Genomic DNA, 19,529 nt, shown 5'->3' with positions numbered 1-19,529 from the left:
ACAGGGGGAGTGATTGCCTCGCGTGTAGGGCCGAATTCATTCGGCCAGGCCCTCGATCAATACAACAGGCTGTAAAGCTTGCGCTGGTACTCGGCGGCCAGGGGGTCGCCCTTGCCTAGGCTGGTAATGGCGTCCAATAAAGCTTTTTTGGTGGCGCCATCAGCGTGGTTGAGGTCGGTGCGCAGAATGGAGAAGAGGTTCTCCAGCGCGTCCTTGGCGTAACCCGCGTCGGAGTAGGCCACGGCGAGCTGGGCGCGGATGTCGTGATTGTCCGGGTCCTGCTCCAGTTGCGCTTCCAGGGCCTCGATTTCCGGAGACTTGGCGGCCTCGCGCTTGAGCTTGAGTTGCGCGGTGAGCTGCTCCCAGGTTGCGTCCTGGTCCGCCATGCGCACGGTGCCCAGCACCTGCTCGGCCTCGTCCAGGCGCATGGCCTCGATCAGGGCCTGGGCGTAGGCCAGGGTGATCTCGTGCTGGTGGCCGGATTCCTCCCAGGCCTGGCGCAGGGGGGTCAATGCGGCGGCGAAATCGCCGCGGGCCATGGCCTCCTGGGCCAGCTGCAGCAGGCCGTCCCAGGGCTTGGGCAGGTATTTCTGCAGCAGCTCGCGCACCTGCGCTTCCGACTGGGCGCCGGCGAAGCCGTCTACCGGCTGGCCGCCCTGGATCACCATTACCGTGGGCAGGCTGCGCACGCCAAACTGCTGGGTAATCATCTGCTGCTGGTCGGCGTTGACCTTGGCCAGCAGGAAGGCGCCCTGGTAATCGTGGGCGATCTTCTCCAGTACCGGCATCAGCACCTTGCAGGGCTCGCACCAGTCGGCCCAGAAATCGACCACCACCGGGCGTTGGTGGGATTCCTCGATCAGTAGCTGGGCGGCATTGCTTTCGTCGATATCGACAATGTAGTCCGTGGCAGCGTTCATTGGCGCTCCTCCCCAGCCATCTCTTTAAAACCGAGCACATCCTGCATGTCGTACAGGCCCGCATCGCGGCCGGCCAGCCAGCGCGCCGCGCGCACCGCGCCGCGAGCGAAGGACATCCGGCTGGAAGCCTTGTGGGTAATCTCGATCCGCTCGCCCTCGGCGGCGAACAGCACTGTGTGGTCACCCACGATATCGCCGGCGCGCACGGTGGCGAAGCCGATGGTATCCCGGTCCCGGGCGCCGGTCTGCCCCTCGCGGCCGTAGACCGCCACTTCGGCGAGGTCGCGGCCGAGGGCGTTGGCCACCACGCCGCCCATGCTCAGGGCGGTACCCGAGGGGGCGTCGATCTTGTGGCGGTGGTGGGCCTCGACGATCTCCACGTCGACATCGTCACCCAGCACCCGCGCGGCCATATCCAGCAGTTTGAAACACAGGTTGACGCCGGTGCTGAAATTGGAGGCCTTGCACACCCCCACCCGCGACGCAGCGGCATCGATCCGCGCCTGCTGTTTCGGGGTGAATCCGGTGGTGCCAATCACCACCGCCACGCCGTGCTCGGCGCACAGGGCCACGTTGGCAAGGGTGGCGTCGGGCACGCTGAAATCGATCAACACATCGATATCGCCAACCACATCGGCGAGATCTCCCGCCACGGCGATGCCGTTCTTGCCCTGCCCGGCCAGTTCGCCGGCGTCGGCCCCCACCAGGCTGCTGTCGGGCCGCTCCAGGGCCGCGGCAAGCTGTAAACCCTCGGCGGCGGCCACCGCCTCCACCAGGGTCCGGCCCATGCGGCCGGCGGCACCGGTAATTCCTACGCGTACTGTCATGGCTTCATATCTTCAAAAAAGTTCTTCACGCCCTCGAACCAGCTGGTCTGGCGCGGCGACTGTGCGTTGCCGCCCTGGCCCAGGCTCTCCTGGAACTCCCGCAGCAGTTCCTTTTGCTTCTTGCTGAGGTTGACCGGGGTTTCCACCACGGCGCGGCACAGCAAATCGCCCACGCTGCCGCCGCGCACCGGTTTGACACCCTTGCCGCGCAGCCGGAACAGCTTGCCGGTCTGGGTCTCCGCCGGGATCTTCAATTTGACCCGGCCGTCCAGGGTGGGCACCTCCAACTCGCCGCCCAGCGCGGCGTCGACAAAGGTAATGGGCACCTCACAGTAGAGGTGCTTGCCGTCGCGCTCGAAAATGGGGTGCTGGCGCACCGAGATCTGCACGAACAGATCCCCGGGCGGTCCGCCCTCGGGCCCCGCCTCGCCTTCGCCGGACAGGCGGATGCGATCGCCGGTGTCGACACCCGGGGGCACTTTCACCGACAGGGTCTTGCTCTGTTCGACGCGGCCCTGGCCGTGGCACTTGCGGCAGGGATCGGTAATGGTCTTGCCACGGCCACGGCAGGTGGGGCAGGTCTGCTGCACCGCGAACAGGCCCTGCTGCATGCGCACCTGGCCCATGCCACCGCAGGTGCCGCAAGTCGTGGGCGAGCTGCCCTTGCGGGCGCCCGAGCCGTCACACTCCTCGCAATTCGCCAGGGTGGGCACGCGGATTTCCACAGTGGTTCCGCGCACCGCGTCCTCCAGGGAGACGTCCAGCGTGTAGCGCAGGTCGGAGCCGCGCTGGGGGCCACCCCGGCCCCGGCCGCCGCCGCCGAAGATATCGCCGAAGACGTCGCCGAAAATATCGCTGAAGCCGCCGCCACCGAAACCGCCGGCACCACCGCCCATGCTGGGATCGACACCGGCGTGGCCGAACTGGTCGTAGGCCGCCCGCTTCTCGCGGTCCATCAGCACATCGTAGGCCTCGGTGGCCTCCTTGAACTTGTGGTCCGCGTCCGGATCGTCTGGGTTGCGGTCCGGGTGGTACTTCATCGCCACCCGGCGGTAGGCCTTCTTGATCTCTTTTTCGTCGGTGCCGCGCTCTACCCCGAGCACCTCGTAATAATCGCGTTTTGACATAGACGGCCGTGGCCCTGGTTAATCCCTTTTACAAACAACTACGCGGGCCCTTGTGTCCCGCGTTAAATCGCTTCTCGATTCCGCCTCGACGCCCCCCCGGCAATGCCGGGAGGGCGGCGGGCGAGCACCAACTACGTGCTTACTTCTTGTCGTCGTTGACTTCCTCGAACTCGGCGTCAACCACGTCGTCGTCGGCGGACTTGGAAGCCGATTCACCGCCGGCCTCGCCCGCGCCAGCCGCGCCTTCACCGGCGGCGGCCTGGGCCTGGTACATCTTCTGGGCGACCGGACCCGTGGCTTCGGTGAGCTTGTTGGCGGCGGCGTCGATGGCGTCCTTGTCGTCGCCCTTGATCGCCTCCTCGGCCTCGGAAACCGCGGCTTCAATAGCCGCCTTCTCTTCGCCCGTGGCGTGTTCGCCGGCTTCCTCGATGGTCTTCTTCGCGGCGTGAATCAGGCCCTCGCAGGTGTTGCGGGCGGTGATCAGCTCCTCGAACTTCTTGTCCGCCTCGGCGTTGGCCTCGGCGTCCGCCACCATCTTCTCGATATCCTCCTCGGACAGACCGCCGGAGGCAGTGATGCGGATCGACTGCTCCTTGTTGGTGGCCTTGTCCTTGGCGTACACGTGCAGGATACCGTTGGCGTCCAGGTCGAAGGTCACCTCGATCTGCGGCATGCCGCGCGGCGCCGGCGGGATGTCCGCCAGGTCGAAACGGCCCAGCGACTTGTTCTGGCTCGCCTGCTTGCGCTCGCCCTGCACCACGTGGATGGTCACCGCGGTCTGGTTGTCTTCCGCGGTCGAGAAGGTCTGCGACTTCTTGGTCGGAATCGTGGTGTTCTTCTCGATCACCGGGGTGGCCACGCCGCCCATGGTCTCGATACCCAGGGTCAGCGGAGTCACGTCCAGCAGCAGCACGTCCTTGACGTCACCGCCCAGCACAGCGCCCTGGATGGCGGCGCCCATGGCCACGGCTTCGTCCGGGTTCACGTCCTTGCGCGGGTCCTTGCCGAAGTAGTCGGTCACCACCTTCTGCACCAGCGGCATGCGGGTCTGGCCGCCCACCAGGATCACCTCGTCGATCTCGCTGGGGCTGAGGTCGGCGTCCTTCAGGGCAACCTTCACCGGCTCCATGGAGCGCTTGACCAGCTCTTCCACCAGGGACTCCAGCTTGGAGCGGGACAGCTTGACCACCAGGTGCTTGGGCCCGGAGGCGTCCGCGGTGATGTAGGGCAGGTTGACCTCGGTCTGCTGGGAGCTGGACAGCTCGATCTTGGCCTTTTCGGCCGCCTCTTTCAGGCGCTGCAGGGCCAGCGGATCGTTGTGCAGGTCGATGCCGCTTTCCTTCTTGAACTCAGCCGCCAGGTACTCGATCAGGCGCAGGTCAAAGTCCTCGCCACCGAGGAAGGTGTCACCATTGGTGGACAGCACCTCGAACTGGTGCTCGCCGTCCACTTCGGCAATCTCGATGATGGAGATGTCGAAGGTACCGCCGCCCAGGTCGTAGACCGCCACGGTGCGGTCGCCCTTGGACTTGTCCATGCCATAGGCCAGCGCCGCCGCGGTGGGCTCGTTGATGATGCGCTTCACTTCCAGGCCGGCGATCTTGCCGGCGTCCTTGGTGGCCTGGCGCTGGGAATCGTTGAAGTAGGCCGGCACGGTGATCACCGCGGCATCGACCTTCTCGCCCAGGTACTCCTCGGCGGTTTTCTTCATTTTGCGCAGGACTTCGGCTGACACCTGGGGCGGCGCCATCTTGTTGTCCTTCACCTGGACCCAGGCATCGCCGTTCTCGGCCTCGATGATCTTGTAGGGGACCATGCTGATGTCTTTTTGCACCACATCGTCCTTGAACTTGCGACCGATCAGGCGCTTGACCGCGAACAGGGTGTTGCTCGGGTTGGTGACAGCCTGACGCTTGGCGCTCTGACCCACCAGAATCTCGCCGTCCTCGGTATAGGCGACGATGGAGGGGGTCGTGCGATCACCCTCGGAGTTTTCAATCACTTTCGACTGGGTGCCGTCCAACACCGCGACACAGGAGTTGGTGGTACCCAGGTCGATACCGATAATCTTTCCCATTGTATTGCCTCCTTCTTATGACCGGCAGCGCCGGCCATGTTCTATGCGTTGCTCTGTATATTGGCCCGGATCACAGCTTTTCAAGGCCAAAAAGGGGTCAGAGCCCTTTGTTTGCCACCAAAAAGGGATCTGACCCCTTTTAGTTGGCCGCCTTGCTGACCATGACCATGGCCGGGCGCACCAGCCTGTCGTTCAGGGTGTAGCCCTTTTGCATCACGGCGATCACCGTGTTGGGCTCCACCTCGGGGTTCTCGACCATGCTCATGGCCTGGTGCAGCTGGGGGTCGAAGGGCTCGCCCTGGGGGTCCACCGGCTCGATGTTGAACTTCTTCAAGGCGTCCATCAGGCTCTTGAGGGTGAGTTCCACGCCCTCGACGATCGGCTTGGCCTGCTCGTCGCCGCCCTCGGCCGCTTCCAGCGCGCGCTCCAGGTTATCCACCACCGGCAACAGCTCGCGGGTGAAGGACTCCAGGGCGAACTTGCGCGCTTTTTCGACGTCCATTTCCGCCCGGCGCTTGATGTTCTGGGCATCCGCCTGGGCGCGCAGCGCCATATCCTTCATCTGCGCCAGCTCTTCTTCGAGCTGGGCGTATTGGTCCACCTCGGCCTCGACACCCTCGGGGGCGCTGTCGCCGTTGGCCGCTGCCGGCTGTTCAGTGGCGGCGCCCGCCACCTGCTCCGCGGCGGCGCCTGCCTGCTCCCCGGTCTCGGGGGCGGGGTCAATATCTGGCTTTTTCTGGTCTTGATCGGCCACGATCTCACTCCATTCCTGGCTTTTTACGACAAATAGGCGGGAGCGCAGATGCCCCTGCGTACCTTCTCATTCAGCGGATGTGGGGCCAGTGGCGGGGAATTCAAGAGCGCCGGCGGATTTGCCGTGACGAGCGACCCGCCGCGGGGCGGGACCGCTAGTGAGACAGCGCCGCGCTCAACATCCGCGCGGTGACATCCACGATGGGGATGACCCGCTCGTAGGCCATCCGGGTGGGGCCGATCACCCCCAGCACCCCCAGGGTACGGGCGCCGTCGGTGTAGGGCGCGGTGACCACGCTGTAGTCTCCGAAGGCCTCGTAACCGGCCTCCTCGCCGATGAAAATCTGCACCCCCTGGGCCCTGGCGCAGCGCTCCAACAGGTGCAGCACGTCTTTTTTCTGCTCGAAGGCGTCGAACAGCTCGCGCAGCCGGCTGAGCTCCTCGGCGGAAGCGTTGTCCAGCAGCCGGGACTCTCCCGCCACCAGGTAATCCTCCTCGTTCTCGTCCTGGTCCAGGGCCCGGGAGGCGAGATCCAGGGTGGCCTGCAGGTAGTTGTCGATGCGGCTGCGGGCCTCCTCCATTTCACGCAGTATCTGCTCCTGCACCGACACCAGGGGCTGGCCCGCGAAGCGCTGGTTGACCAGCTGCGCCGCCTGGCGCAGCTCGCTCTCGGAAAACGGCCGCTGGGTGTGAATGATGCGGTTCTGGACCTCGCGCTCGTTGACCACCAGGATCACCAGCACGCGATCGCCGGACAGCGGCAAGAACTCCACCTGGCGCAACTGGCTAGACTCCGCCCGCGGCACGGTGATCAAGCCGGCGTGGGCGGTAATGGCGGACAGCAGGTTGGAGGTGGACTGCACCAGCTCGCCGGCGGACCGATCAGGGTTGAGCTCGGCCCGCAGCACCCGCACCGCCTCGGACTCCAGCGGCTGCACCTGCAGCAGCTGGTCAACAAACAGGCGGTAGCCAAGGGCCGTGGGCACGCGGCCGGCGGAGGTGTGCGGAGAGTGCAGGAAACCCCGCTCCTCCAGGTCCGACATAACGTTGCGAATGGTGGCGGCGCTGACCGGCAACCCGGCCTCCTCCAGCAGGCTGCGGGAGCCGACCGGCTGTCCGTCGCGGATATGCCGCTCCACCAGGGCCTTGAGGACCGCTCGCGCACGCTCGGAAAGTTCGGGTGTTGCCATTGCCACTGATATGAGTCCTTTTGGGCGTTTTGTATCACACCGCCCGTAAAATACAAAACGCCCCACCCGCCAAAAAAATAGACACACCTGCGCGCGGCGGTTTCCGCCGCCGGGGCAACTGCGGTATAAATGGGAAAAACCCCAACGCGCACGCCTATGCTCACCCACATCAACATCCAGAACTACACCATCGTCGAATCGCTGGAGATGGAATTCGGCGCCGGCATGACGGTAATCACCGGTGAAACCGGCGCCGGCAAATCGATCATGCTGGACGCCCTGGGCCTGTGCCTGGGTGACCGCGCCGACCCCAAGGCGGTGCGCCACGGGGCGGGGCGGGCGGAGATCACCGCCTGCTTCGATCTCGCCGGCAATACCGTGGCCAGCGAGTGGCTCAAGTCCCGCGACCTGCTACAGGGCGACGAGTGCCTGCTGCGCAGGGTGGTGACCACCGAGGGCCGCAGCCGGGCCTACATCAACGGCAGCGCCTGCACGGTGCAGGACTGCGCCGAGCTGGGCGGTCTGTTGATCGACATCCACAGCCAGCACGCCCACCAGTCGCTGCTGCGACGGGGCGTGCAGCGGCAGCTGCTGGACGCTTTTGCCGGCCACCGCGACCTGGCCCGCTCCCTGGAGCAAACCGCTTCCGACTGGCTGCGCCAGCAGCGGGAACTGGAACTGCTGGCCAGCGCGCGGGACGAGCAGACCGCCCGCGCCCAGCTGCTCAACTACCAGCTGGAGGAGCTGGACCAACTGGCCCTGGGCGAGGGCGAGCTGGAGGCCCTGGAAGCCGAGCTCAAGCAGCTGGCCAACGCCGAGGATATCCTGCGCAGCGCCCACCAGGCGCTGGAATTGTGCGAGGAACACGAAAGCGGCAGCCGCCGCGCGCTGCAATTAATGGAAGACGACACCCACAGCACCCGCGCCGCCAACAGTGCCCGCGAGCTGCTGGAGTCCGCCGCCATCCAGCTGCAGGAGGCGCGCCAGGAGATTCAGCAGCATATCGACGGGGTGGACATCAATCCCGAGCGACTGCGGGACGTGGAACAGCGCCTGGAGGCGATCTACGACATTGCCCGCAAGCACCGGGTCAAGCCGGAGGCGCTGGCGCAAACCCACGCCGAGCTGCTGGAGGAGGCCCAGGGGCTCGCCGGCGGCGACCAACGCATCGAGGCCTTGCAAGCCAGCCTCGACGAGCTCTTTGCGCACTACGAAAGAGGCGCGCAGAAACTATCCAAACAGCGCGCGAAGGCCGCGCGCAAGCTGGAAAAAGAGGCCAGCGCCGTGCTCGCCACCCTGGCCATGGAGCACTGCCGCTTCGAGGTCGCCCTGCCACGGCGGGACAGCGCCAATCCCCACCCCCAGGGGCGGGAGGACGTCGAGCTGCTGATCAGCACCAACCCCGGCGGCGCGCCACAAGCGCTGGCCAAGATTGCCTCGGGCGGCGAACTGTCGCGCATCAGCCTGGCGATCCAGGTGGTAACGGCGCACGGCAGCGCCCTGCCCTGCATGGTCTTCGACGAGGTGGATGTGGGCATCGGCGGCGCCGTGGCGGAGGTGGTGGGGCGCCTGCTGCGCAAGCTGGCGGCGAACACCCAGGTGCTGTGCGTGACCCACCTGCCCCAGGTCGCGGCCCAGGGCCAGCAACACCTGCAAGTCACCAAGGTCAGCGACAAGAAGTCCGCCCACACCACGCTGTCGCAACTGGGCGGCGATGACCGCACCCGGGAAGTGGCGCGCATGCTCGGCGGCGTGAAACTGACCGAGCAAACCCTGGCCCACGCGCGCGAGATGCTGGAGGAAGCGGCCCGGGAACCAGCCTAGTGGGCGCGAATAGCCGCCCCGCGGCATATCATGTAAAGTGCTACCCATGACAGCAAAGCGAGCCCAGTTTTGAATGCGATTGCGCCCAGCCTCTCGCGCCGAGAACGCAAGAAGCGTGAACTGCGCGACAAAATCAAAGCCGAGACGCAGGAGCTGATCGCCGCAAAGGGCACTGAAGAGGTTACCATCGACGCCATCTGCGAAGCGGTGGACATCTCGCGCAAGACTTTCTACAACTACTACGGCACCAAGGACGAGCTGCTGTTCGACATCTGCGTCGCCCGCCTGGTGGAGCTGATCGAAGGCAGCATCGACGAGGCCATGGCCGCTCACCAGGGCCTGGCGGCGCGTCTCGGTCATGTACTGAACAGCATGCGCGATCACCTGCGCGATAGCTCGGAGGTCGAGATGGAGTTCGCCCGCTACTCCATCACCAGCATCGGCCACAGCCTGAGCAGTGGCGGCACCCTGCTGTCACTCATGAACGACTACTTCCTGCGCCTGTTCCGGGAACATCAGCCGGAAATCCGCCCCGGGCTCTGCGCCGACTTTTGCGCGGAGATGACCGTCGGCATGGTGAATTCGGTCATCCTCAACGCCATCCACCAGGCCGACTACGACAGCAGCACGCGCTACAATGAATTGCGCGATTTCCTGCTGCAAAGCATGGTGCGCGGCGACTGATCCGCGGAGCCGTCGCGCTCACCCACACCAAGCGCTCCGACTAACCGTGCAAACCGTGGGCAATCGGGCACTCACCCCTGGCCAGCTTGCGCGCCCGCTCCACCAGCGTCGCCTCCATGTCCTCGCGGCCGATCATGATCACAAAGTCGCGCTTGCGCAGGCCGTCGAGGGCAAAGTCAGCCAGCTCGTCCAGATCCTGGACCGGCAGATCGACACCGATCTCCTTCATCCCGGCCATGAACTCATCGAAGGTCATTTCGCCGCCCTCGGGCACCGGCTTCTCCCGCGCCAGCTCCGCGGGACGGTTGCGCCGGGTGGTCCAGATGCCGGTGGGCAGGATGCCGCCTGACGGGTAAAAAATACAGGCGCTCAGGCGCGAGCCCTGCCCCGCGAGCTGGGCCTGGAGGCACTCGGTCATGATCGACACGCCGGCCTTGCTCGAGGCGTACACCGACTGATCGGCCAGGGGGGATATGCCGCCGTCGCCGGAGCTGGTGTTCATCACAACGCCCTCCTCGCCCGCGGCCAGCATGCGCGGTACAAAGGCCTGAATACCGTGGGCCACGCCGCGCACGTTGACGCCGTGTACCCACAGCCAGTCGTTGGGCGTGGTATCCCAGACATTGGCGTTGGTCACGCTGACCCCGGCGTTGTTACACAGCACATGGCAGCCGCCGAACTCATCGAACACCGCGTCCGCCAGGGCGTTCACCGACTCGGGCTTGGAGACGTCGGTGACCACCGCGCGCACCGTGCCGCCATCGCTGGCCAGGTCCTCGCGCGCGGCTTCCAGCGCCCCCACTTCCACATCGGCGATCACCACCCGGGCCCCCTGCTTGAGGAAGGAACGCGCCAGTGCCTTGCCGATGCCGCTGGCGCCGCCGGTGATAACCACCACTTTGTTATTGAAATCTTCCACTTGATGACTCCCTGTTGATGAAGGTGAGCGGGTACCGCGACGCTAGTAGTTATAGCGCAACTCGAAACCGTACATCCGCGGCGGCCCCGCGGTAATCTGGAACAGGCCGCTGCTGTCGGCCACCGCGGCGGCACCAAAAAAGTACAGCTCGTCGGTCAGGTTGGTGACGTAGGCGGCGGCCTCAATGGCCCCATTGCGGCTTACCCAGCCGAGCCGGGCATTGACCAGGCCGTAATCGTCGAAAGTCGACTGGTCGCGATTCTGGCCAGCGCCCGCGTCGAGCCCCATGAAAACGTCGTCGACATAACTGTAGTCAATGCGGGGCGTTAGCGATCCCCATTCGGTGTCGAAGCGGTACTGCACCGACAGGTTGTAGCTGAGCGCCGGGACCTCGGCAAAGGGCTCACTGCTGCGATCCACCAGGGGCAGGGGCTGCTGGCTGAGCAGCGCGCGCGTGCTGAACTGGTACTCGTCGAACTCCAGGTAGTCGTAGTCGTTCAGGCTGCCTCCCGCCGACAGCAGCAGCCCATCAAGCGGCGCCCAGCTCCATTCCAGCTCCACCCCCTGGATGCGGGTACTCGATGCATTGCGCAGCACCACGCGGGGCAAACCGGCCGAGTCGGCCTGCACCTGCCGCAACTGCATGCCGTCGAAATCCGTGCTGAACAGGGCGCCGTTCAGGCGCATGGTGGCATCGAACATATCCAGCTTGAAACCGAACTCAACGCTGTCCACCAGCTCCGGGTCGACGGTCGCCAGGCCGTCGCTGCCCACCGGCTCGAAGGTCCCCGACTTAAAGCCCTCGGAATAGGTCGCATAGACCATGCCCCGGGTCAGCGGCCCGTCACCCAGCAGGCTGTCCGGCAGGTGATAGGCCAGGCTGAGCATGGGTGTCAGCTCTTCCCAGGTGTTTTGCGCGTCGTAGCGCGTGGCCGGCAGCAAGGCGTAGTGCGGCAGGCCGTTGGCCGGATTGGCGCCGAACTGCGCGTTGATCGCGGTGAACATGTCCTGCTGGAAAATCACCGCGGGATCCACCAGCGCGACCCCCTGGGACTCGATCGGCAGCAGCACGCCGGGCATCCCCTCCAGGGCCGCAAACGCGCGTTCGCGGAATGCCGCCTCGTCCAGCAGCTCCACGTCCACGCGCTGCTCGCGCTTCTCGCTGGTCCAGCGCAGCCCCGCGGTCAGCTCCAGGTTGTTGGTGATGCTGTAACTGCCCTGGAAGAACGCCGCGTAGGTGGTATTTTCCAGCTGGTAGGTCTGGTCCTCGGCCGTGGGGCTGTTGATGACCATGACATTGACACCCGGTATGAAACTGCCGGTGACCAGGCCGGCATTGGTGTCGGTGCCATCGTCGATATCCTCGTTCATCGCAAACAGGCCCAGGGTATAGTTCAGGCGCTCGTCCCAGGCCGAGCCCACCAGCTGCAGCTCCTGCGACCAGTGCTGCCGCTCGCTGGGTGACGCGCGGTAGCGGCCGGACAGGGGCCGGCGGGTGGCGTCGTTGTCCGGGTTGCCCGGCTGGCCAAACACCTTCTGGTCACCGTAGCCGGTGATGCTCTTCAGGGTTAGCTGGTCATTGAGCATCCATTCGAGGGTCAATCCCAGCAGCAGGTTGTCCACGTTGAAGGCCAGCTTGGGTACCTCCGAGGCGAACTTGCGGTCGTCGATCAGTTCATACGACTCCATGCAGGCCGCCATTCCGACCGGACTCTGGCCGACAAAGCCGGGCATCACCGGCGTGTCGTCGTCGTTGAAGGCATCCACACCCACCGTGTCGCCGGCGTTGATGCGGTTGCCAAATAGCGAGTCTTCCCCGTTGTAGCTGCTGTTGGCCATCGGCCCGCAGTTGGTGGCCGGCTGCACTTCGCGGGTCTCGCCGTAGTAGGCCAGCGCATCGGCGCTCCAGCGCTCACTGCCGGCCCAGCGCAACTGCAACAGCGCGGACTGGCGATCCTCCGAGGCCGCCTCCTGCCCGGTCACGACATTGGTCAAATAGCCGTCGCGGCGCTGCGACCCCACGGTGAGGCGACTCAGCAGATCGCCATCGAGCAGGGGCACGTTGAGCGCGGCGCGGGCGTCGCTGCGCCCATAATTACCCAGCCGCGTCTCGACAAAGCCCTCCAGCACCTCGGTGGGCGGCTGGCTGGTAACCAGCAGGGCGCCACCGGTGGTGTTTTTGCCAAACAGGGTGCCCTGCGGCCCCCGCAAAACCTGCACGCTCTGCACGTCCACCAGGTCCAGCAGCTGGCCGTCCTTGCGCGGCAGGTACAGGCCGTCGAAATACACGCCCACCGGCCCGTCGACCCGGGCTCCGTCATCGCGCTGGCCGATGCCCCGAATCCAGATCTGCGCGGTGCTGGCCTGGTCGATTTGCAGGCCGGGCACCTGGTAACCCAGGTTCTTGATACTGGTGATACCGGCGTCCCGCAGCTGGCTGTCCGTCAGTGCGGTGATGGACACCGGCACATCCTGGATCGCCTCCTCCCGCTTGCGGGCGGTGACCACCACCTCTTCCAGCACCGCCCCCTGGGCCAGCGCCCATTGCGGCAATACAGTTTCAACCAGCAGGCCGGCGGCAAGACTTACGCGCAGCAGCGGCCCGGCCAATGTCTTGACTCGAGCAATCATGTCCCACTCCAATAGGATCGATTTATATGTTCTTGCTTATACGGCTTCCGTACGGTAAACCGTTGGCCCGTCTAGCGGGCAGGGCCACCATGACTGCCGCGCCAGCGGGAGTTGCCGATGGTCGAGGCCCAGGGCTCGTAGGCCTGGGCGTCCAGGGGCTCGCCCAGGGCGACCTCGCGCCCGCGGAACACCGGCGTCCACAGCCAGGCCTCGACCTCCGACTGCCGGGGCAGGCGCGCGGCGATCGGGTCCCAGGGGCTGTCGCGCAGGATCAGCTCGCCGTCCACCTTGAGCTTCTGGGCGGTGCCGTAGTTGCTCACCACGTTGACCACGTGGGGCGGGAAGTCGAAGCCGGTTTCGGTATAGGACGCGCGGCGCGAATACTTCACCCAGAACTCGTACTCATCGAAATCCGGTCCCGGGTCCAGCACGTCGGAAACCCTGCCGTAGTATTCGAGGAAGGTGTAGTTCTGGTGGGTCACCCGGGCGCCCAACTCGTCGCCCAGCCGGTAGTACTTGATCTCGGCGGGGTATTTCGGCTGGCCGAACTTTTCCTGGCTGATGAAGATTTCGGCTTCCTTGTCGATGGCGTAGCCCAGGGCAAATTCGCCCTCGCGCCCCCGGTGGGCACAGCGCACCGTCGTGAGCAGGCCGTGCTCCGGCTCGCCATTCACCGGTACGTTGTAGACCGTAAGGGTCACCTCCGGCGCCGCGCCCGGCTCGAAACCCGGCGGCAAAACCGCCGCGACATCCCCCTCGGCGGCCCGGTAGCGCAGCTTCAACATCGGCCAGTTGCCGTGGTCGCCCGGGGTGGAGTGCAATTGCTGCTCTAGATCCATCTTGTTCTCCTTATTGCTATTTGGATGCTCGAAAACGGTGGAAGGCTAGGCCGCCTCCCCGGCGTAGAACTGGCCAAACCACTTGCGGTATTTGGCAATCGGCCCGTCGCCGTCGCACAGCACCGGGCTCTCCACGTACACCTTGTTCTCCCAGATCGGGATATCCTGCTCGACCTGGCGAACGATCTCCTGTACCACGCCGTCGGTGTACATGGCGTTGATCTCGCTTTGCGCCCGCGGCACGGAAAAATTGAAACGCAGGTGAATACGCTGCTCGTCGATGGGCGTGACAGTCCCCATCATCACCACGTCGAAGGTGCGCGAAAAGCGCTGGAAGGTGAAGCCGGGGCCCACGCTGGACGACACCAGGTGAATCGGCTCGTGCTGCTCCCCGCTCAAATCGACCTTGCCCTCCCCGTCGATCACATGGGTCTCGGAATCAAACTCGGTGATCCGGCGCGGCCCCTCCCAGCGCACATCCCCCTCGGGCATGGCCGGATTGCCGTGTACGGTGATGAAGTGGGCGAGATCGGCGGCGTTTTCACCGGTCTCCTGCGCGATGGTGTTGATCGTCCAGTCAAAGGTCTCCAGTGGCGACCACTCCGTCGACACCAGCTCTGGAATTTCATCGATCTCGAAACTCGGCGCCAAGCCCCTGGGGTGGTACCAGGCCCAGATCATCTGGTTGCGCTCCACCACCGGGTAACTGCCGATGGCCTGTTGCCCGTCCACCCGGGGCGGCATGCGCTTGGCATAGGGGACCGCGGTACAGCGGCCCTCGCCGTTGAACTCCCAGGCGTGAAAGGGACAGCTGATCGACTCGCCCTTGACCAGGCCGCCATGCCCCAGGTGCGCCCCCAGGTGCGGGCAGTAGGCGTTCAGCAGCGCCGGCTGGCCCGCCTCGGTGCGAAACAACACCAGTTCACGGCCGAAGTAGCTCAACGGGCGCACATCGCCGGGCGCCAGCGCATGGCTGTATTCCAGCGCGTACCAGCCGTAGGGTATCGGTTTGTCGTAGCGTTTGTTCATGCTCGCCCCCTCTCAGGCACCTTTGCCCGTGCGCACGCGCAGGGACTTGAACACCACCGCATTGTGGTCGGAATTGTCTTTCTCGGGCTCGCCGTCCAGCCGCAGGTCGGGGAAGCGCTTGAACAACTCCACCATGGTCAGGTAGAGCTGACGCTTGGCCATCGCCGCGCCGATGCAGTAGCGCGGGCCGTAGCCGAACAGCACGTCCGGGTCGAATGTGCGCTGGACGTCGAAGCGCTCGGGCTCGGGGTAGTAATCCGGGTCGCGGTCCTTGAGGTGCGGCATCAGCAGCACCATTTGCCCTTTGCGCAGCTGCTGGCCCAGCAACTCCATGTCCTGCGGCGCGTAGCGTGCAAAGCCCATCTTCGAGGTGGGCGACCAGCGCATGATCTCGCTGAAGGCATTGGCGAAGGCCTCTGGCGACGACAGCGCGGTCTCGATCTGCTCCGGGTGCTTGAGCAGGGCATAGAGCGTCCACTGCTGCGCCACCAGCGTGGTGTCGGCGCCGGCACCGATCAGGGCGAGGATCAGGGTGATAATGTCCCAGTCGGAGAAGGCCTCGTTTTCCGCCTCCACTTTCAGCAGCTCCGACAGGAAGTCGTCCTCCCCGGGATTGGCCCGCCGCTCGGCGATCACCCGCTGCAGGATTTCGATGGCGCGATTGCTGTCCTGGCGCGCGGCCTCGCGCCGCTCGTCGGAGATGGTCGGATTCCACGACTCGGTGAAGGTCAGCACCACTTGCTTGATATCGGGCCAGTATTTCTCCGGCAGGCCGACCATGCGGCTGATGGAGATAAAGGGAATGTGGTTGGCGACCCGCTCGATATAGTCGAAGCTGTCCAGCCCCTCGAGATCGGCGATCAGCTGCACCACGTCGGGACGGATGCGGCGCTGGATCTCGTCCACCACATTGCGCGAGAAGGCGGGCGACACGATGCGCCGCACCAGGCGGTGGTGCCCGTGATCGGCCAGCAGGCTGTGGCCAATCATGGCGCGCTCGTAGTTGCTCCACTGGTCCTGCGGCGGCCGCGGCGGGGCAAACTCCCAGTCGTAGAAGTCCGACGACAGGTATTCCCGCCGCCAGCAGTCCATGATGTCGGGCATGCGGGTCATGATCCAGGCCTGCCAGGGCTCGTACCACACCAGTCGCCCCCGGGCCGACAGAGCCCGCCACTGGCTAAACGGGTCCGCCAGGTATTCCGGGGAAGCCGGGTTGAACACCGCCTCGACGGGCGCCTGCGTCACGGCATCGGCCTGCATTGCCTTCACCTCTTATCACTGGATTGCGGACAACAGGCCTCAAGATACACCCGCCAATAATTACACACAAGTATACTTTTATGACAAAACGGCAAGAATCGCACGCACTGGAAGGTCCCGGTCCCGAACGGGCCGTCAGCGGTATCAGCGGGTGTGTTGCAGCGCGGCGCGGGCCGGCACGGAAAAGCCGCGGGCGCGCCCTGTTGGCGAAGAGGCGCCGCCGGGCGGTTTGGGTAGCGAAGCTGTTACGGGGGGATTGTTGGGATCAGGCAGGGTGGAACAGCTGGGAGCCATGCGCGGCCAGCCAACAGCCGGCCGCGAAACGGAACCTCAGTCGCTCTCGCCGCCGCGCTTGCGCACGTAGAGAACCAGGGAGTGATCGACGATCTCGAAACCGTGTTCCTCGGCAATCTCGCGCTGGCGCTGCTCGATCACCGGGTCGTTGAATTCCACCACCTCGCCGCTGTCCACGCACACCATATGGTCGTGGTGTTCGCCGCGGGCGAGTTCAAAGACCGAGTGGCCGGTTTCGAAGTTGTGGCGAGTCACCAAACCCGCGGTTTCGAACTGGGTCAATACGCGGTACACCGTGGCCAGCCCCACGTCCTCGCCGGCCTCCAGCAGGGCCCGGTAGACGTCCTCGGCACTCAGGTGCTGGGCACTCTCTCCCGTCGACTCCAGTATTTGCAGGATTTTTACGCGCGGCAGGGTAACTTTCAGACCCGCTTTACGCAGTTCCTGGTTTTCAGCGGCCATGGTGGCAGGGGTTCTCGTTGCGATTCAGTAGGGGTATGATGCCACCCCTGTTTCGTAAGTGGAAGTTTAATCCCCATGCGCGCCCTTTGCCTGTTGATAGTTGCCTGTTTTCTGAGCGGTTGCGGCGCCCTCGGCTTTCCGGGCGTGTACCGCATCGATGTCGAACAGGGCAATCTTGTCGACCAGGAGATGGTGGACCAGCTACAGCCGGGCATGAGCCGGCGCCAGGTGCGCTTTATCCTCGGCACGCCGCTGGTGGAGGACCCCTTCAACGCTGCGCGCTGGGACTACCCCTATGTGATTCGCAACGGCGAAGAGGTCATCCGCAAGGCCCAGGTTACCGTGCGATTCGACGGCGACTCGCTGAGTGAAATCAGCGGCGATTACCTGCCCGAATGGGCCCGGGACGACGCGGAACCCGCGGCTGGCGACAGCAGCGACTGACACCCGCTCAGGACTTGCCTTCGCGGCGCTCCTTGACCCTGGCCGCCCGGGCCTTGCGCACCTCTTTGGGATCGGCGACCAGCGGGCGGTAGATCTCCACCCGGTCCCCGTCGCGCAGCGCGGTCTGCGGCCCCACCACCTTGCCGAAAATGCCGAGCCGGGCGTGCTCCGTCTCGAGGCCCTCGAATTGCCGCTCGATACCCGACTGCCTGACCGCCTCGATCGCGGTAACACCCTCGGGCAATTGCAGCGGTATGATGGCCTGCTTGTCGGGTAGCGCGTAGGCCACCTCCACGTGAATTGTCTGCGCTTCGCTCATAGTCCTACCGGGCTCGATCAGCCATAGATGTGTTGTGCTCGTCGCGCCAGCGCGTCCACCATGTCACTGCTCACCTTGTCGAACAGACGCGAAGCCGCCATGCCCAATACCGCGTTGGATGCACTGAATTCGAGCTGCAGGCTCACCTTGCAGGCGGCCTCGCCCAGGGGCTTGAACAGCCAGGTGCCGTGGAAGCGGTCAAAGGGGCCGTCCAGCAGCTCCAGGCGAATGGCGCGATTTTCCTCGAGGAAGTTGCGGGTGCTGAAACTCTGCTTGATGCCCCCCTTGGACAGGTCCAGGCGGGCCTCGACGATATCCGCCTCCCGCCGCAGGATCTCGGCGCCGACACAGCCGTCCATGAATGCGGGATAGGACTCGATGTCATTCACCAGATCGTATATCTGCCGCACCTGGTAGGGCAGCAGCGCACTGCGGTTGATGCTCGTCATAGTTCCTGTTTCGCCCGAGCCCTAGTTCAGCCGGCTCCAGTCCGACCACAGGGCCGCGGCCAGCACCAGCACAATTGCCGGCGGGGCAATATACCGTATCAGGGCATACCAAAGCGAAAAAAATCCGTCCGACTCGCGGTACAGTCGCGCGCGCAGCAGGGGGCTGCGCATCCGCCAACCCACGAACACACAGCCCAGCAGCGCGGCCAGCGGCAGCAGCACACCCGCCGCCCAGTGATCCAGCCGCACCAGCAGATTGGCCGCCCCCGGCGACGTGGTGCCCAGGGACTCCACCGCCAGCAACGCCAGCAGCCAGCAGCCAGCCCCGGCCAGCAACACCGCGGTGAAGCGGCGCAGGCCCAGCCACTGCACCAGCGAGGACACCACCGCCTCCAGTAGCGCCACCGCCGTACCCAGGGCGGCCACCACCACCATCAGGAAGAACAGCGCCCCGAACAACTCCCCCGCGGCGCTGTTGCCGAAGGCATAGGGCACCGCGATAAACATCAGCCCCGGCCCGGACGCCGGCGCCACGTGCTGGGCAAACAGCACCGGAAATATCGCCAGCCCGACGGCGATGCTCACCAGGGTGTCGAACAGGGCCACCGCAATCACCGCGCGGCCGATGGGTATCCGCTCCGGGGCGTAGGCCCCGTAGCAAATGCCCACCGCGGCGCCGGCGCCGACGGTGTAGAAGGCGTGCCCCATGGCCGCGCCCAGGGATTGCCAGTTGAAATCCAGCAGCTGTACCGAAAACAGGAAATCGCGCGTCGCCGCCAGATCGCCGTGCTCCAGCGCGAAACGCACCAGCACCCCCAGCAAGGCGATCAACACCGGCACCGCCAACCAGGCCAGGGTGCCCAGGCCGCGCCTCGCCCCGGCCCACACCACCGCCATGGCGACCAGCAGGAACACGCTCAGCCAGTACACCTGCACGGGCAAATCGAGCAGCAGGGCATCGAAAAAGTCCGCCACGTCGACCACGCTGGCGGAGGCGAATTCACCGCGACGCAGATTGTTGGCGAAGGCCAGTGACCACCCCGCCACCACCGCATACAAGCTCAGTACCGCCAGCGCCGCGCCGCTGGCCAGCGCCACCAGGCACATCCAGGCCCGGCTGCGCAGGGAGCGGTCGGCGGCCTCGCGCACCGCGATCAGCGGACTGGCCCGCCCGTAACTGCCCAGGGCCACCTCGGCGATCAACACCGGCACCCCGAGCAGGAACAGGCACAGCACGTACAGGAGCACGAAGGCGCCGCCGCCATGCTCGCCGGTGAGGTAGGAAAACCGCCACAGGTTTCCCAGCCCCACGACAGCGGCGGCCAGTGCCAGAACGAAGGTCATACGCGAACGCCATTGCCCCGGTGCCCCGGCAGCGCTCACAAACACGAAAGGATACAGCTGGTTGTCATGGCCACCAGATTGCCCCAGCCACCGGCGCTTGAAAAGGGAAAGATTCACCTTCCCGCGGCGCTCCCGGT

Annotated in this window: 18 protein-coding genes; 3 read left to right on the top strand and 15 right to left on the bottom strand. The window is 65.3% G+C overall.

Annotation, left to right across the window (positions count from 1 at the left end):
• Window positions 1-56: 56 nt before the first annotated feature.
• The 6 genes from trxA to hrcA all read right to left on the bottom strand — a co-directional run bounded on the left by trxA (window position 57) and on the right by hrcA (window position 6,894).
• The gene (trxA, locus tag JYP50_RS00820) at window positions 57-920 is read right to left on the bottom strand and encodes a thioredoxin (protein ID WP_206558553.1); all 864 of its coding nucleotides are present in this window, start codon (window positions 918-920) and stop codon (window positions 57-59) included.
• Window positions 917-1,747 carry a 4-hydroxy-tetrahydrodipicolinate reductase gene (gene dapB / locus JYP50_RS00815; RefSeq protein ID WP_206558552.1) on the bottom strand — a complete coding sequence of 277 codons (831 nt, stop codon included), beginning with the start codon at window positions 1,745-1,747 and terminating at the stop codon, window positions 917-919. Before dapB ends, trxA begins: the two co-directional genes overlap by 4 nt.
• Entirely contained in the window at window positions 1,744-2,874 is a 1,131-nt protein-coding gene (gene dnaJ / locus JYP50_RS00810; protein ID WP_206558551.1) for a molecular chaperone DnaJ, read from the bottom strand. The genes dapB and dnaJ overlap by 4 nt, the downstream gene beginning before the upstream one ends.
• 139 nt (window positions 2,875-3,013) lie before the next feature.
• Window positions 3,014-4,951: a molecular chaperone DnaK gene (dnaK, locus tag JYP50_RS00805; protein ID WP_206558550.1), complete on the bottom strand. Its 1,938-nt coding sequence runs from the start codon at window positions 4,949-4,951 to the stop codon at window positions 3,014-3,016.
• A gap of 139 nt (window positions 4,952-5,090) precedes the next feature.
• The gene (grpE, locus tag JYP50_RS00800) at window positions 5,091-5,705 is read right to left on the bottom strand and encodes a nucleotide exchange factor GrpE (RefSeq protein WP_431311282.1); all 615 of its coding nucleotides are present in this window, start codon (window positions 5,703-5,705) and stop codon (window positions 5,091-5,093) included.
• A gap of 154 nt (window positions 5,706-5,859) precedes the next feature.
• Window positions 5,860-6,894, bottom strand: a complete 1,035-nt coding sequence (gene hrcA, locus JYP50_RS00795; protein WP_206558549.1) for a heat-inducible transcriptional repressor HrcA — start codon at window positions 6,892-6,894, stop codon at window positions 5,860-5,862.
• 156 nt (window positions 6,895-7,050) lie between these two features.
• Between hrcA and recN the strand changes: the two genes are divergently transcribed.
• A complete protein-coding gene (gene recN, locus JYP50_RS00790; protein ID WP_206558548.1) occupies window positions 7,051-8,718 on the top strand; it encodes a DNA repair protein RecN in 1,668 nt (555 codons plus the stop codon).
• Window positions 8,719-8,787: 69 nt separating this feature from the next.
• Entirely contained in the window at window positions 8,788-9,402 is a 615-nt protein-coding gene (locus JYP50_RS00785) for a TetR/AcrR family transcriptional regulator (protein WP_206558547.1), read from the top strand.
• A gap of 40 nt (window positions 9,403-9,442) precedes the next feature.
• Here the strand turns inward: JYP50_RS00785 and JYP50_RS00780 are convergent, their stop codons facing one another.
• The 6 genes from JYP50_RS00780 to fur form a co-directional block, all read right to left on the bottom strand.
• Window positions 9,443-10,321 (bottom strand): SDR family NAD(P)-dependent oxidoreductase, encoded by an 879-nt coding sequence (locus JYP50_RS00780; protein WP_206558546.1) that lies wholly within the window; start codon window positions 10,319-10,321, stop codon window positions 9,443-9,445.
• A gap of 42 nt (window positions 10,322-10,363) precedes the next feature.
• Entirely contained in the window at window positions 10,364-12,952 is a 2,589-nt protein-coding gene (locus tag JYP50_RS00775; RefSeq protein WP_206558545.1) for a TonB-dependent receptor, read from the bottom strand.
• Between the two features lie 71 nt (window positions 12,953-13,023).
• Complete coding sequence (locus tag JYP50_RS00770; RefSeq protein WP_206558544.1) at window positions 13,024-13,791, bottom strand: acetoacetate decarboxylase family protein; 768 nt, start codon at window positions 13,789-13,791, stop codon at window positions 13,024-13,026.
• A gap of 45 nt (window positions 13,792-13,836) precedes the next feature.
• A complete protein-coding gene (locus JYP50_RS00765; RefSeq protein ID WP_206558543.1) occupies window positions 13,837-14,820 on the bottom strand; it encodes a Rieske 2Fe-2S domain-containing protein in 984 nt (327 codons plus the stop codon).
• 12 nt (window positions 14,821-14,832) lie between these two features.
• Complete coding sequence (locus JYP50_RS00760; RefSeq protein WP_206558542.1) at window positions 14,833-16,080, bottom strand: cytochrome P450; 1,248 nt, start codon at window positions 16,078-16,080, stop codon at window positions 14,833-14,835.
• Window positions 16,081-16,410: 330 nt separating this feature from the next.
• Window positions 16,411-16,836, bottom strand: coding sequence for a ferric iron uptake transcriptional regulator (fur, locus tag JYP50_RS00755; RefSeq protein WP_206558541.1), 426 nt, complete (start codon window positions 16,834-16,836; stop codon window positions 16,411-16,413).
• Window positions 16,837-16,911: 75 nt separating this feature from the next.
• Here fur and JYP50_RS00750 point away from each other — a divergent pair, with 75 nt between their 5' ends.
• Window positions 16,912-17,280, top strand: a complete 369-nt coding sequence (locus JYP50_RS00750) for an outer membrane protein assembly factor BamE (protein WP_206558540.1) — start codon at window positions 16,912-16,914, stop codon at window positions 17,278-17,280.
• Window positions 17,281-17,287: 7 nt separating this feature from the next.
• Here JYP50_RS00750 and JYP50_RS00745 read toward each other — a convergent pair whose 3' ends face one another.
• Genes JYP50_RS00745 through JYP50_RS00735 form a run of 3 tightly spaced genes read right to left on the bottom strand, consistent with a single transcriptional unit; the run spans window position 17,288 to window position 19,431 of the window.
• Window positions 17,288-17,599: an RnfH family protein gene (locus JYP50_RS00745; protein ID WP_206558539.1), complete on the bottom strand. Its 312-nt coding sequence runs from the start codon at window positions 17,597-17,599 to the stop codon at window positions 17,288-17,290.
• Window positions 17,600-17,616: 17 nt separating this feature from the next.
• Window positions 17,617-18,048 carry a type II toxin-antitoxin system RatA family toxin gene (locus JYP50_RS00740; RefSeq protein ID WP_206558538.1) on the bottom strand — a complete coding sequence of 144 codons (432 nt, stop codon included), beginning with the start codon at window positions 18,046-18,048 and terminating at the stop codon, window positions 17,617-17,619.
• A 21-nt stretch (window positions 18,049-18,069) separates the two neighbouring features.
• A complete protein-coding gene (locus tag JYP50_RS00735) occupies window positions 18,070-19,431 on the bottom strand; it encodes a sodium-dependent transporter (protein ID WP_347136705.1) in 1,362 nt (453 codons plus the stop codon).
• Window positions 19,432-19,529 lie beyond the last annotated feature (98 nt).

It is taken from the genome of Parahaliea mediterranea (genome assembly GCF_017255185.1).
In the GTDB taxonomy this organism is placed as follows: domain Bacteria; phylum Pseudomonadota; class Gammaproteobacteria; order Pseudomonadales; family Halieaceae; genus JAFKCZ01.
This window is presented reverse-complemented; position numbering and strand designations above follow the sequence as displayed.